The following is a 12,287-nucleotide window of genomic DNA, read 5'->3' as shown; positions in this document are numbered from 1 at the left end:
GAGAACGCCATGAAAAAGAGAAAAGTCAAGGACTTTATTGCCCTGTACGCCCTAGAAGACGAGGAAAAGCTGGTACTGATTCAGGACGGTATCAGCGCGGACAAGACCTTTCTGGATACCTTCTGGACAGCGCATACCCACGCCCTTGCCATGGCGGATGTAAAGACCAGACAGGTGATCTCCGTCCGCTGTTACCTGAGCTGGCCGCTGACGGACAAGGAACGGGAAGCCGGAGATTATTCCAAACGGTTTGCCAAGGGCCAGATCTACCGGATCAAAGCCCGTGGTTGGAAAGGTGATGCCCTCAACGAACCTCAGTGGTATGTCACGGAGGTACTGGAGGAAGGCGTACCCTGTCCGGCACTGGAGGAGATTTGGGCGGAATACACAAAGCCCATTCTTCTGGAGGACGAAGTGCTGGGAACCCTCACGCTGGATCGTGAGATGAGCACATTTGATGGGACCTGCAAGTGGATGGGAAAAGAAGTCCGGATCTCGTTGGATGTGGAGATCGAAAGGAAAGCGTCCTGGACCCGCGTCACCAATGTGATGAAGAAGCTGCTGGCAGAGCAGGAAGCGTGGGACAAGTCCCTACGGGCGATGGCGGCCCAAAAGCTCACCGCTCAGGCCAACGAGTGGCTGGCGGACAATGACCAGACCGACAGGGACCCGGAGAAAGACCCCATCACCAAGGATGAGTTTGCCCGGCGCATCCTGCTCACCGAGTTTACAGTATCTCCCGGCGGCCGTTTTACCGCCTGGTATGAGGACGACGATATGTTTTGGGGCCATGTGATCACTGTGGATGGAACGCTGAAAAAAGGCCCCGTTGACGCTGAGATACAGGGCTGACAACAACCGTTTACAGGAGGAGGTATCCATTATGTGCGAGCACTGCCGAACCATTCAAACATGGAGAAAATTTGATGCCCCCAAGGACTATCTGGCCTGTATTGCCTATATCCAGCAGTTGGTGGGACAAGGCCAATTTGAACTGATGGCAGAGGAATCCACCTGTTCGCTGGAGAAGGTAAAGACTGAGGATGGATGGGCAGACGAAATTATGGCTCACACGGTCCGATGCAAACACTGCGGTCAGATCTTTACCTGTGTGGTCAACACCTGGCGAGGCAGCGGACACTTCAAAAAAGGCAAAGGATGACACAGAAAAGGCGGTGAAACGATGAATCGGACAGAAGAAACAAAATTTCGGGAGCAAATTGACCAGTGGAATGATGCGGACGAGTTCTCGCGATGTATTGAGGCTATCGAAGCCATCCCGGAACAGGAGCGGGGTTATCTGCTGACCGTCAAGCTGAGTCGGGCTTACAGCAATCTGGCGGTGCTGGGGGATCACAGCGCCCACGGCAGGGATGGTGAGGTGGATGGAGAACTCCTCGGACACGCCATTGATCTGCTGGAGTCCGTTCGCCTTCAGGGAGAGAACGACCCTTACTGGAACTCCCGGATGGGCTATTCCTGCCTGATGGCATACCGCTCCGCTGCCACCGCCTATGAATACGCAAAGCGCTGGCTGTCCCTGGCCCCGGATGACCCGGATGCCCAAAAGCTGGTGAGGGACTGTGAGGAGTATCTGGAGGAGGAAAAAGCCTTGGAAATAGATTTGAAAGAACGGGAGGAATTTATTCGGCGGGAAACTCCCGATGATGAAAAGGGGGTTATCTGTAAATGAACAGCGAACAGATCACAGCATTTTTGCAAGAGCATTGGTACATTGCCTCGGTGCTCATCGGGGCCGTGATTTTAATTGGGGCAATCCGCAACTGGAACTGGCTCTGCGACCCCACTGGTACGCGGGATGCCCACCGCCACAGNCATTTTGGCAAGAGCATTGGTCCATTGCTTCGGTGCTCATCGGGGCCGTGATTTTAATTGGGGCAATCCGCAACTGGAACTGGCTCTGCGACCCCGCTGGTACGCGGGATGCCCACCGCCACAGCAGAGGATACCGGCGGGTGGTTTTCTTTCTGCTGGGTGTCCTCTTGATTGTGGTGAGCATCTGGGGATTTGTACTGAAATTGAAATAGGAGGAGAAAGACTATGATGACTGAGAAATATCCCACCTGGCTCACCGGCCATGTGAAAGAGTGGACGGAGAAGCGTCTGCCCACCGTGACACTCTGTTCCACCACCGGCAGTGAACTGCTGGAGGTCTGGTATTACGGAGATCTGCTCACGGTGAAGGGAGAGCCCCAATCCTATATTGTAGACAGCGATGAGGCCCCCGGACTGGTGGCAGCCCTCGCCCCAGAGAGCGGCGAGGAATTCGTCATCTTTGACGGTGGACGGCATGGCTACGACAATCTATTCTGCGATGAACACGATCCAGCCCAGTTGGAGCACCGTCCCCTCACGCGATACGAGATCCCAGCCTCCAAGCTGGTGCTGGAGCTGGGTTACAGCATTGACTATGAGGACGAAAAAGCAACATTTGAACCGGATGAGGCAGATACCGTGGAACTGATCAACGGTGAGCGTATGCCCTGGGAGCAGGTCAAGCGGGACGGCATTGACTATATCGCCCTTTACTATGTGAACGCGGAAGAGAAACAAGTCCAGATTTTGGACGCAGAGCTGGCATAGGTACAGCCATTCCATCCTTTGATGATTCGAGGAGGTGCCCCATGACCCAAGAAGAACAGATCCGCCTCTACCAGCTGATGGAAAAGCTCAACTGGTTTTTCCACCAGGAGATGCACTATCTGGATGGAGATATTGCGGAGCAGACCGCACAGGAATGTTACCCGGAGATTCGGGAGTTTACATATGATATTTTGTGGAATGATCTGCCCAAAGAGATGCAGGAGCAGCTCATGGACGAGGAGAAGCTGTAATGTCCATAACCGCTTATAAAATAGACGCCGTCGGCCATGACCGAACCGGCGAAGACTATGGCTATGTGAATATCATGTACCGCTATGGCAACAAGCAATCCTGCCCCCGACCGGATCAGTGCGAAAAGATGGAAGTCATGTGGGCGGATGAGAGCGTCTACGGACCTCCTGCCCCTGGCAGCAAGGTGGGCGACTTTATAAAGACATGGCTGATGGGCTCCTGGGACTGCGGGGTATTTACCCACCGGGAGATCGCCCAGCGGCTGATGGATACCTTCACCGGACTGAAATTCAAGGAACTGGCGTGGTTTGAGAACCCCAGGGAGAAAACGCTGAAAAACGGCAAGCCCCGTGCGCGCCGGGCCAAGTGGCTGCCGGACCGGGAGGTGGATCTGGTGTATCTCTACTCCGACCACTATCTTGACGCCAGAGATCCGACTCCTGCCGAAACCGACTTTTTCACCGTCACAAGGATGGACGCCTGGGGCGTGAGCACCTGGTTTATGTGTACCCCACAGGCCGCCGAAAAACTGATCGCCATGGATTATGACAATCTGGTCGTCAAGGAGACCACCATTGTGGGATAGGAGAAAAAGAATGATGACTTTGGAACAACTGCCCCCCAAGGGCGTAAAGCGAGAACAGGCCATTTTGGAGTTGGGCAAGGATGAAGCAAACGGCGAACTGCTGTTCCAGCTTGTGAATACGGAAAAGGGCAAGTGCAAAACGGCTGCTCAAAAGGCTTTGGCGCAGCTGGAGTATGCCCCTGCTGCCCCACTGTGGGCCAAGCTGGTCAAAGGTAAATGGATGGGCAGCAATATCATGTCGGATACCTGTTCCGACTGTGTATCGGAGCAGATCGCCCCAGTTATTCTGAAGACTCTCTCCCAGTTGCTGGACGAGGGGGACACAAAGCCACTGGATATAGAGCAACTGAACTTCTGTTTCCATTTGATGTTGGGGAAAGCCTCGCCTAAAATGCTGGAGGTCTACCGCTTCCTGGCGGAAAACACCCAGCGGATCGCCCAGCTGAAACGCACGCCTGTTTATTCTCGTGATGATTGTACCTCCTGGTGGATTACGGACGGGCTTCGCATTTGGGATGCCACACCCAAGGAAAAAGAGAAAATTCCCGCTGTGGTGCTGACCGCCTCCCTGATCAGTAACCCGGATGAGCGACTGCAAGCATTGGCTGATGAGCTGAATGAACGCTACGGCGGCAGCTGGCTGATGCCGGTCTTTATGAATGCGATCATCACCCAGCCCAAGGAGCAGGTGTATGAGACCTATTCGCCCCTTCTGGATACGCCGCAAAAAGGCTATTTGTTCCATGCGCTGGGAATGCTCCATTACCGCTGTTATCCGGAAGGCTGGACCTATGAACGCCTGGGCCCGGATGGAATGATTGCTCTGATTTTCTGGGGGGATTATAGCTATGGAACCTATGACACAAGGTTTATGATTGAACGCTATGTGGATCTGGATGAGCGGTGGCTCTTTGATCTGACTAAAGACCCAGAAGGACGCAAACCTACGGTGACATGGCAGACTTACAATCGGGGCGGTGTTCTGTACGGAAGCTACGACGAAATGTTCATCAGTCTGCTGCCCCGCAAGGTGGAAAACCCGGAACTGAAGCGCGTTCTGCGGGAATACTTCCGTATTCGCAGCGAAAAAGTGAAAGTGGAAGAAAGTATTACTGTTTACAAAGATGCTGCTGAGCGGTTCGGGGATGAATGAGTACAAGACGAGAAAGTAGGTGCCTTATGTACCAAATTGCATATATTGGCCGCTGGGAGACAATCCCGGAAACGGCTGCCGCCATCTGTGACCATGACACTCCCAAGCTGGAGGCGCTTCTTCAAGGCGGTCTGGATTTAGATGTTCCCATCCAGCTCAGCGAATACATCAAGCTGATGCCATTGGAAATCGCGGTTTTTCGGAACGATGTGCCTATGATCCACTTCCTGCTGGAGCATGGAGCTGATCCCGGTCTGGCAGAGGAACAGCCCCTGCTGCTCACCGCCGCCCGCTGTTGTGGGCCGGAGGTGGTGGCGCTCTTTGCTGGACAGGCCGCAAAACTCAGCTCGAAGCAGAAAGAGCGGGCCTTCCAGGAAGTGCGCTGGGGCAAGCGCCCGGAGAATATCCAGGTGCTGGAGCAGGCCGGGATCACAGTGGACAAGTTTGGCGGCGAGGCATTCCGGGCCGCTGTGTCCGAAGGCAATACCAAACTTGCCCGGCTGCTTCTGGAAAAAGGGGCGGACATCAACTACCACAAGCCGGACATGGTGTTTCCGAACGCCTCCACCGCTGTCACCGAAGCGGCTCGGCATAAGAATCTCCCCATGGTGCGCTGGCTTGTGGAACAGGGGGCCGACATCACCATTGCTGACAAATACGGCGACCGGCCTTACACCGTGGCGGTGCAGAACAAAAATCAGGAGCTGGCCGACTACTTAAAAGCCCTGGAACCGGAGGAATGGCACAACGAGCAGGAGAAGCTCCGGCAGCTCATGCCCTATAAGCTGCCCGCCAAGCTGGTGGAATACTTGAAGGCCGGGCCCCTGCGGCTGGAGTTCTCGGAGCAAAAATGGGTGAAGTGGGCGGAGCTCTACTCCTTTATGGATGTGCAGGAGATGACCTGGAAGCGGAAGAAGCTGCTATCTCTGATGGTGCAGATGGATAACTACAGCGACTATCTGCTGCTGTGGAGCCCCAGGGACAAAAAGCTGTGGTATCTGGACATCGAGCATGAGGAATTCCACCCTCTGGCCAAATGGGATGACTTCATCGCAGATCCCGGCCGGTATCTGAACGGGATGATCGAGGGTGAGTTTGAGGAGTAAAGCCATGACATCAATAGACTTTCTGAACAAGGTACATAAAAGCCTGGACTCCCAGGAATACAACCTCTCTTATTCTCCGGCCAAGTCCAAGAACTATATGCTGTACTGCAATGGTAACTTCATCGGCGGCCTGTTCGATGAGGAACTGTGCTTCGTCTATGCCGACAGTGTGAGCGAACTGCTGGGACACCCGGAACCCGTCTACCGCGGCTACTCCAGTACCGCCCAGCACAGGATGCTGGTAATCCCGGAGGAACACTGGGAGAAGGCGCTGAAACTTCTTTATGCCGAGAAATTTGATTGGAGCCGTTTGGTGTACGACATTACATACACCAGCATTGGTGCGGCTGTGGTGGAGGACTTCTACGACGAGAATGTGGTGTTTCTGCGCTTCTGTTTTGAAAAGGAGCTGTTGAAAAAGAACCCTCTGGACCGGCAGGGCCGTATTCTGCGGATGGTCTATCTCAATCAGGACCTGACAAAAGCGGGCAAATATCTATTCCCCAGACTGATGCAGAAGTTCCTTGTTTTTACAGACCGCAACGGAAAAACCAGTCTGGAGACCATGCTGAAACGGTGGTACACCCAGCTTGAAAAGGAATACCGCAGTTAGACAGCGGGATAAGGAGGAAAGCGACATGACAGAAGAAAACAGAACCTACATTACCCATCTCAAGGCCGCTGATATCCCGTGGCACCGGCTCACCACCGCCTATGGCCGGGGGACGGACTTCCCGGAGCATTTTGCGGTGCTGGAACAGATGCGTGATCTGGCGTCCGTCAAAAAGTCCCTCTACGAGCTCACCGCCAACATGGAGCACCAGAGTACCCTGTGGCACGCCACCCCCTTCGGCATGGTGTTTCTGAGCCGGATTTTGGAGAAGGCCCTCGCAGAGAGCAAGCAAAACCCCACGGCCCATTTCCTGGCTGGGGAACTGCTGGAATTCTTCGCCTGCATCCTCCAGTGCTTCCACGATGGAGACGAGATGGAACACGCCTCTCCCCTCCCCTGCTTCTCCGATTTGCTGAAGGAAGAATACCTGTGGTCGGAGGAATACGACGAGGAAGAAGATGAGATGCGCTACGCGGAGGACGAGGTCTTTCCAGATGACCTGTTTTACAGCTTCTATTACTACTCCTGGCAGGCGGCGCTGGCCTGCCGGGATATATTGGAGCAGGCCCCGGCGGAGTTTGCCGAGCCTGCCGCCGCAGTGCTGAAACTGCTGTAAAGGAGAATGATCTATGTTTGAAGAATTCTATGAGATGTACGAGCCTGAGGAGCAGGAAGTGGTCGCTCTGATCAATCGCTGCATTGGAGGCGGATATAACTGGAAAGGAAACTTTTGGGAAATGACCGTTGTGACGCTGGGCGTGGTGTTTTGTGACACCGCCAAGGTCAGCACCAAAGAGGAGCGGCTGGAGTGGCCGGTCACCGATGAGGAGCGTAACAGCGAAAAGGGCTGGGAACGCTTTCAAAACGAGCAGATCTGCCGCCTGAAGATCCGCCGGATGAAAGAGGAATGGGCAAAAGATCTGGTGGCATGGCCCTGGTGTATCTCCCAGGTGGTCAAGGCCCATGAGGACTGCCCGGAGCTTCAGGCGGTTCTGGACGAGTACCACAAGCCGGTGGTGATCCAGGACCAGGTGCTGGGTGAGCTGAAGCTGGACAAGGACTACGGTTCCTTTGAGGGTGAGATCCAGTGGCGCGGAAAGGCTGTGCTTCTTTCCCTGGAGGTCAATGCTGAGAGCAAGCCCTCCTGGACCCGCGCCCGCAGCGCCGCCAAGAAGCTGCTGGCCGACTGTGAAACCTGGGACAAGGCCATGCGGGAGCTTGCGGCCAAGAACCTGACCGGGCTGGCTAATGAATGGCTTTCACAGGATGATGAAAATGCCCGCAACCCGGAAACCGATCCCATCACAGAGGAAGAACTTGTCCGGCGGATCAGCATGACCAGCCTGTCCGTCACCTCCGGCGGCAGCTTCACCGCCTGGTTTGACTGCGATGAGATGTTCACCGACCATGCGGTGACCGTCTATGGCTCTCTGAAAAAGGGCGTCAAGGATGCCTGCATTGAGGGGTAAAACAGTAGGAGAAAAAAGAAAATGCAGAAGGTTTATGTGCTATGGCACAGCCATGAATTAAAAGATGACCTCGGTTCCCACGATGAAATAAAAATGATTGGCATATTCTCCACGGAACATCGGGCCAAAGCTGCGATTGAACAGCTAAAGGATCAGGAAGGATTCCGTGACTATCCTCTTTCCTGCTTTGAAATATGTGAACAAGGGCTGGATCGAATCGGTTGGAAAGACGGTTTTTATGTAGCCAGATGGACCGAGTGATAAGAGGATATGACTATGAAAATAAACAGTAAACGCATTGATTTTGCATATACGCCCGGCGAGGAGATCTTTGCCTTTCCCGAAGACACGGGACTGCCCTTTCTCTTCGATGTAGAGGAAGAACTGACCGGCGATCCTGCCGCCATGGATGCGGTGGGAGAAATGCTGGATGAGGCGGAGAAATTGGCGGAAAAGGCCAAATCCGCCATCAAAGCGGCGCTGGCGGACGAGGACAGCCGCTACCATAGCGTTGTGACATTTTTTATGGAGTTCCACCGGGACGATGTAGGCCCGGATATTGCGGGGGAACTTTTTCCGGGAACCGACCCGGCCAAGCTGTCCTTTGCCGAGATGGCGGACTTTTTGAAGCTCAAGCGGTTCGGCAGCCTGGTGGATAGCGAGATGAACCAGCAAGTTTTCATTCTGGACCTGTCCTTCAACCCAGAGATCACCGACGAGCTGATGGTGGTCTACTTTGATTTGAACAAGGAGATCTTCTGTATCACCCATGAGAGCTGAGGAACAAAAAAGAGAAAAATATCTGCCCACACTTCTGGTTCAGCAGATCCGCCTGCAATGGTATAAAGACTGCCGGGGTGGAAACGCCGCCGCACAACGGAACCAGTATCCCAGAGCGATGCGGCTGCCTAAAGACTTCTTCTCTTATTATTCCTTTGGCCTACCTACACACTTTGTATCGATTTTACAGAGGACTGATGGATTTCAGATCGATAGGGACTGCTGCAGGCTGATGGAATGGAAGCCGAATGGCACAATGCGACTTCGCCCTTTTGAACTGATTCAGCAGGAGTCCGGAATCCAGGTGCGTTACCGCTATGATTGGCACATCGGGGCGATGCCGGAGCGATATACCTACGATAAGACCGGACAAAAACTCCCCCTCAATGAGCTGGCACTGGGTTTGATTCCTGGTGATTATGGTCGGGCTGTCTGCAATGGGCGGTTTCGGGACTGGGATACAGGAATCTGGTATTATGTGCTGGACATTTTGAATGTGATGCCGCTTGCAGAACCCACCGACTCATTGACCAGTTTTATGGACAGAGAACCCAGTAAGATATATACCAAGATCGACCGGCTGTGGTGACGAAAGACAGGAGGATACCCACATGATTTCCACAAAAGATTTATCTGGCCTTCCCAATGCGGAGCGCCTGAAAAACTTCTGTAAAGGGCTGGCGGCTCTGGACATCATCATGGTGGAGGAGGAATGGAGTTTCATCCGCCACTATACATACAACCCCGCATGGAGAAAAGGCAAAGAGGCATTCTTTGCCACTGATGGCAGTGACCAGAGCATGATCGTCATGTTTGCGCCGGAAGGCTGTGTAATCAACGGTGTGGATTCCGAACTCTACGACTGGGAGGAAAAACTTCCCCGTATCGAAGACCTGACAGATGGAATGCCCTCTGCTTTACAAAAGATCATGGGCAGCCGTGAAGTCAAAAAGATGAAAAGCACCTTCTGCGTCTGGACGGAAGATGGCACCACATGGCACTGCAATCCCATGGACGGCGAGGACGCATCCAAGGATCTGCTCTCCACGATTGATGGCAATCCGTTGAGCTATGTGGAGTACGGGAAGTGGTTTTATCCGGCCGATCTGCCTTTGGAAGCTGTGCGCCAGCTTGCTGACGGGGTTCCGGTGACAAAAGAACTGGTCACTGCGTTGAACCCGAAACGCAGCGAATGGGAAGAAATCAAGGCGGGCCTGGATAAGATTAGGTATCCACATGAACTTTGATTCACAGCAGACAGGAGATGAATTGAATGATCAAAGAACGCATCCCCATCTCCGGCAATCTCAAAAGCAAGGTCAGGCAGCTGATGGAGTACGCCGGATGGCAGGAAGGGCGAAAAGTGGACATCTCCATTGCGGAGAAGTATTACGCCGATCATGGTGTCCCGATGATGAAGACCACCCAGCGGTTTTACCGCAAGTATTTCGGCCTGTGCTGTGAGTGGTATCTGGAACAGAAAAAACTGAACTGGGCAGCTGACTTTCAATTCGCTTTGTTCCCTTACCTGGTCAACGGAATCAAAAACCATTTGGAGGACGCCTATTTCCGGGATATGTCCGGCTGTGAGCTGGCGGAAATTGAGCAGGCAGCTGGTCAGAAGTGCCAGCCCATCGGCCACGTCGGCTATTACTACCCGGCAGAGGTCTGGATCTCTGAGTATGGGAAACTGTATGCGAAATATGAGTATCAGGATGAGATCGAGTGCTTTCCAGATGTGTTTGCCCTGATCGAACGGGACCTGCGGCAGTGTAAATTTGATTCCGCTGCCATGAAAACGGTTGAGGCACTGGATGGAAAGCTGTAAGAACTCTTCAAGGAGGAACTGACATGAGCATCAAAGAGAAACTGGAGTCGTTGGGCAGAAACAGCATTCAGCTGAAAATTGCCAGAAAAGAAACATACAAACTGGGCGCCACCCGCTTCGGCGGGAAGCCGGATGTGCCGCCGGACTTCGTTTGGCCCACCTATGAGGGCGAGAGCTATGACCATGTGGTGAAGGATCGTCCTCTCACTTTCCTGGCTCAGTTCAACTGTGCGGAGCTGGCCCAGTTTGACAAAGAGCATCTTCTGCCCGATCACGGCCTGCTCTCCTTCTTCTATGAAACGGACACCCAGTGCTGGGGCTATGACCCCAAGGATCAGGGCTGTGCCCGCGTCTACTGGTTCGAGGACATGTCCGCGCTGTCCGCCGCTGACTTCCCGGCGGATATGGAGGAAGACTTCAAATTTCCTATGGTCAAAATCAAGATGGACTCAAAATACTCCTATCCTTCCTGGCAGGACTTCAGCGAGGTGTTCCCGGATGAGGAGGATGACGACGCTTTCGACGATGCATGGGAGGAACTGACCGGCGAGGACTCAGAGGACCCGGATGACCGTTCCCAGCTGCTGGGCTGGCCCGATGTGATCCAGAACAGCATGTTTGACGAGTGCGACCTGGTATCCCAGGGCTACTATCTGGGCGACGGCTGGCTCAATATCCCCAAGGAGGTTCGTCAGCGGGCGGAAGAAACGGCCCGTGACCGCTGGATGCTGCTGTTCCAGCTGGATACCGTGGAGCAGGGTGACTTCGAGTTGATGTTCGGAGACTGCGGGCATATCTATTTCTACATCACCAAAGAGGATCTGGCAGCCCGCCGCTTTGACCGGATCTGGCTGATCCTCCAGTGCTGTTAAAAATATGAAACAGGATTTTACTATTTGGCGCAATCAAATATTGCAGAATTCCCAGAACATTTCACCGCTGAAATTTGGTATGTCACAGGATGAGGTGATAGAAATTTTCGGGAATCCCGATGCCGTTTCCACGATGAGAAGCGACGGGAAGCCTTTAATCCTCAAATATTGTGACATTGAACTGCATTTCGATGGAAAAGCCCATCATGGGCTCCATTTGATCTATAGCGACGATGAGATCGAGTTGAGCATCACAGCCGAGCACGGAGAAATGCTCCAACCGATCACCAACACAGAGCCGGTGGAGAACGAGTTTTTCCTCAAGGATGGAGCGGTTTACTTCTCCGGCCTATATGAAAACGGCTTGTTGAAGGGTGTTGCGCCCAAAGACTTCTGCTGCTGGCATTACTGGGGCAAATCCTCTACGGCCTGCTTTCTCGGCGGGATTCGCCTGCGTGGAGCAGACCCGGCATCGTTTCGGGTGTTAAACTATGCCTACGCGATGGACAAAACAGCCGTCTACACCACCAGCGGGAGAATCTCGGATGCAGAGCTGGCAGCCTTCCAGGTGTTGGACAATGGCCAGAACGATTCGGGCGCGCCACAGGGATATGCAAAGGACAGCCGGCAGGTCTACTTCCACAACGGAGACGGCAAGGTGAAGATCATCAAAGGCGCGGAAGTTTCCTCTTTCCTCTCGTTGGGCGACACCTATTTTGCCAGGGATGAGAAACGGATCTATGCCTACGGCAAACAGCTTTCCAAAGCAGAGCTGACTTCCTGGGAACTACTTGGGCACTGGTATTCCCGCGATGCCAAGCGGGTGTACTACCTCAACCGGGAGATCAAAGGGGCGGATCGGGACAGTTTTACGGTATGCACCCCGCTGGATGCACCTCCGCTCGCTGACCATTTGGCCCGCGATAAAGACCACTTTTACCAGAACGATGAGATAATGGAAGAAACACAGTGGCTGGAACAGCTGCGCAAAATGGCCCAAGAACCGTAAACGGAGGAAAACGAC

The 12,287-nt window shown here is 53.6% G+C and carries 19 protein-coding genes; all 19 read left to right on the top strand.

Annotated features, from left to right (window positions below; all coding sequences use genetic code 11):
- The first annotated feature begins 9 nt into the window (after positions 1 to 9).
- The 19 genes from BN1969_RS09075 (at position 10) to BN1969_RS08980 (ending at position 12,272) form a co-directional block, all read left to right on the top strand.
- Entirely contained in the window at positions 10 to 852 is an 843-nt protein-coding gene (locus BN1969_RS09075; RefSeq protein ID WP_050624016.1) for a DUF2262 domain-containing protein, read from the top strand.
- A gap of 31 nt (positions 853 to 883) precedes the next feature.
- Positions 884 to 1,162, top strand: a complete 279-nt coding sequence (locus BN1969_RS09070) for a hypothetical protein (RefSeq protein ID WP_050624015.1) — start codon at positions 884 to 886, stop codon at positions 1,160 to 1,162.
- A 21-nt stretch (positions 1,163 to 1,183) separates the two neighbouring features.
- Positions 1,184 to 1,693 carry a hypothetical protein gene (locus BN1969_RS09065; protein ID WP_050624014.1) on the top strand — a complete coding sequence of 170 codons (510 nt, stop codon included), beginning with the start codon at positions 1,184 to 1,186 and terminating at the stop codon, positions 1,691 to 1,693.
- 103 nt (positions 1,694 to 1,796) lie between these two features.
- Positions 1,797 to 2,048, top strand: a complete 252-nt coding sequence (locus tag BN1969_RS09055; RefSeq protein WP_050625449.1) for an immunity 17 family protein — start codon at positions 1,797 to 1,799, stop codon at positions 2,046 to 2,048.
- Between the two features lie 13 nt (positions 2,049 to 2,061).
- Positions 2,062 to 2,604 (top strand): hypothetical protein, encoded by a 543-nt coding sequence (locus tag BN1969_RS09050; RefSeq protein WP_050624012.1) that lies wholly within the window; start codon positions 2,062 to 2,064, stop codon positions 2,602 to 2,604.
- A 41-nt stretch (positions 2,605 to 2,645) separates the two neighbouring features.
- Positions 2,646 to 2,855, top strand: a complete 210-nt coding sequence (locus BN1969_RS09045; protein ID WP_050624011.1) for a hypothetical protein — start codon at positions 2,646 to 2,648, stop codon at positions 2,853 to 2,855.
- On the top strand, positions 2,855 to 3,442 hold the full coding sequence (locus BN1969_RS09040) for a hypothetical protein (RefSeq protein ID WP_050624010.1): 588 nt from the start codon (positions 2,855 to 2,857) through the stop codon (positions 3,440 to 3,442). Before BN1969_RS09045 ends, BN1969_RS09040 begins: the two co-directional genes overlap by 1 nt.
- 10 nt (positions 3,443 to 3,452) lie before the next feature.
- Positions 3,453 to 4,595: a hypothetical protein gene (locus BN1969_RS09035; RefSeq protein ID WP_050624009.1), complete on the top strand. Its 1,143-nt coding sequence runs from the start codon at positions 3,453 to 3,455 to the stop codon at positions 4,593 to 4,595.
- A gap of 26 nt (positions 4,596 to 4,621) precedes the next feature.
- Complete coding sequence (locus BN1969_RS09030) at positions 4,622 to 5,701, top strand: ankyrin repeat domain-containing protein (protein ID WP_050624008.1); 1,080 nt, start codon at positions 4,622 to 4,624, stop codon at positions 5,699 to 5,701.
- 4 nt (positions 5,702 to 5,705) lie between these two features.
- Positions 5,706 to 6,314 (top strand): hypothetical protein, encoded by a 609-nt coding sequence (locus BN1969_RS09025; protein ID WP_050624007.1) that lies wholly within the window; start codon positions 5,706 to 5,708, stop codon positions 6,312 to 6,314.
- Positions 6,315 to 6,339: 25 nt separating this feature from the next.
- Positions 6,340 to 6,930 (top strand): hypothetical protein, encoded by a 591-nt coding sequence (locus tag BN1969_RS09020; RefSeq protein ID WP_050624006.1) that lies wholly within the window; start codon positions 6,340 to 6,342, stop codon positions 6,928 to 6,930.
- 13 nt (positions 6,931 to 6,943) lie between these two features.
- Positions 6,944 to 7,783 carry a DUF2262 domain-containing protein gene (locus BN1969_RS09015; protein WP_050624005.1) on the top strand — a complete coding sequence of 280 codons (840 nt, stop codon included), beginning with the start codon at positions 6,944 to 6,946 and terminating at the stop codon, positions 7,781 to 7,783.
- Between the two features lie 21 nt (positions 7,784 to 7,804).
- Positions 7,805 to 8,044, top strand: a complete 240-nt coding sequence (locus tag BN1969_RS09010) for a DUF7336 domain-containing protein (protein WP_050624004.1) — start codon at positions 7,805 to 7,807, stop codon at positions 8,042 to 8,044.
- A gap of 15 nt (positions 8,045 to 8,059) precedes the next feature.
- Positions 8,060 to 8,563, top strand: a complete 504-nt coding sequence (locus BN1969_RS09005) for a DUF2004 domain-containing protein (RefSeq protein WP_050624003.1) — start codon at positions 8,060 to 8,062, stop codon at positions 8,561 to 8,563.
- On the top strand, positions 8,553 to 9,152 hold the full coding sequence (locus tag BN1969_RS09000) for a hypothetical protein (protein WP_050624002.1): 600 nt from the start codon (positions 8,553 to 8,555) through the stop codon (positions 9,150 to 9,152). The genes BN1969_RS09005 and BN1969_RS09000 overlap by 11 nt, the downstream gene beginning before the upstream one ends.
- A 22-nt stretch (positions 9,153 to 9,174) precedes the next feature.
- On the top strand, positions 9,175 to 9,810 hold the full coding sequence (locus tag BN1969_RS08995) for a hypothetical protein (RefSeq protein WP_050624001.1): 636 nt from the start codon (positions 9,175 to 9,177) through the stop codon (positions 9,808 to 9,810).
- Positions 9,811 to 9,836: 26 nt separating this feature from the next.
- Positions 9,837 to 10,391 carry an SUKH-3 domain-containing protein gene (locus tag BN1969_RS08990; RefSeq protein WP_050624000.1) on the top strand — a complete coding sequence of 185 codons (555 nt, stop codon included), beginning with the start codon at positions 9,837 to 9,839 and terminating at the stop codon, positions 10,389 to 10,391.
- 23 nt (positions 10,392 to 10,414) lie between these two features.
- On the top strand, positions 10,415 to 11,263 hold the full coding sequence (locus BN1969_RS08985) for a YwqG family protein (protein ID WP_050623999.1): 849 nt from the start codon (positions 10,415 to 10,417) through the stop codon (positions 11,261 to 11,263).
- A 4-nt stretch (positions 11,264 to 11,267) separates the two neighbouring features.
- On the top strand, positions 11,268 to 12,272 hold the full coding sequence (locus BN1969_RS08980; RefSeq protein ID WP_050623998.1) for a DKNYY domain-containing protein: 1,005 nt from the start codon (positions 11,268 to 11,270) through the stop codon (positions 12,270 to 12,272).
- Positions 12,273 to 12,287: the final 15 nt, after the last annotated feature.

This window comes from Clostridium phoceensis (assembly GCF_001244495.1).
GTDB lineage: Bacteria > Bacillota > Clostridia > Oscillospirales > Oscillospiraceae > Lawsonibacter > Lawsonibacter asaccharolyticus.
The sequence above is the reverse complement of the archived record's forward strand: the minus strand, read 5'-3'. Positions and strand labels throughout refer to the sequence as shown.

Coding starts and splice junctions, on each gene's coding strand:
- BN1969_RS09075 (WP_050624016.1), top strand. CDS start 10: ATGAAAAAGAGAAAAGTCAAGGACTTTATTGCCCTGTACGCCCTAGAA.
- BN1969_RS09070 (WP_050624015.1), top strand. CDS start 884: ATGTGCGAGCACTGCCGAACCATTCAAACATGGAGAAAATTTGATGCC.
- BN1969_RS09065 (WP_050624014.1), top strand. CDS start 1,184: ATGAATCGGACAGAAGAAACAAAATTTCGGGAGCAAATTGACCAGTGG.
- BN1969_RS09050 (WP_050624012.1), top strand. CDS start 2,062: ATGATGACTGAGAAATATCCCACCTGGCTCACCGGCCATGTGAAAGAG.
- BN1969_RS09045 (WP_050624011.1), top strand. CDS start 2,646: ATGACCCAAGAAGAACAGATCCGCCTCTACCAGCTGATGGAAAAGCTC.
- BN1969_RS09040 (WP_050624010.1), top strand. CDS start 2,855: ATGTCCATAACCGCTTATAAAATAGACGCCGTCGGCCATGACCGAACC.
- BN1969_RS09035 (WP_050624009.1), top strand. CDS start 3,453: ATGATGACTTTGGAACAACTGCCCCCCAAGGGCGTAAAGCGAGAACAG.
- BN1969_RS09030 (WP_050624008.1), top strand. CDS start 4,622: ATGTACCAAATTGCATATATTGGCCGCTGGGAGACAATCCCGGAAACG.
- BN1969_RS09025 (WP_050624007.1), top strand. CDS start 5,706: ATGACATCAATAGACTTTCTGAACAAGGTACATAAAAGCCTGGACTCC.
- BN1969_RS09020 (WP_050624006.1), top strand. CDS start 6,340: ATGACAGAAGAAAACAGAACCTACATTACCCATCTCAAGGCCGCTGAT.
- BN1969_RS09015 (WP_050624005.1), top strand. CDS start 6,944: ATGTTTGAAGAATTCTATGAGATGTACGAGCCTGAGGAGCAGGAAGTG.
- BN1969_RS09010 (WP_050624004.1), top strand. CDS start 7,805: ATGCAGAAGGTTTATGTGCTATGGCACAGCCATGAATTAAAAGATGAC.
- BN1969_RS09005 (WP_050624003.1), top strand. CDS start 8,060: ATGAAAATAAACAGTAAACGCATTGATTTTGCATATACGCCCGGCGAG.
- BN1969_RS09000 (WP_050624002.1), top strand. CDS start 8,553: ATGAGAGCTGAGGAACAAAAAAGAGAAAAATATCTGCCCACACTTCTG.
- BN1969_RS08995 (WP_050624001.1), top strand. CDS start 9,175: ATGATTTCCACAAAAGATTTATCTGGCCTTCCCAATGCGGAGCGCCTG.
- BN1969_RS08990 (WP_050624000.1), top strand. CDS start 9,837: ATGATCAAAGAACGCATCCCCATCTCCGGCAATCTCAAAAGCAAGGTC.
- BN1969_RS08985 (WP_050623999.1), top strand. CDS start 10,415: ATGAGCATCAAAGAGAAACTGGAGTCGTTGGGCAGAAACAGCATTCAG.
- BN1969_RS08980 (WP_050623998.1), top strand. CDS start 11,268: ATGAAACAGGATTTTACTATTTGGCGCAATCAAATATTGCAGAATTCC.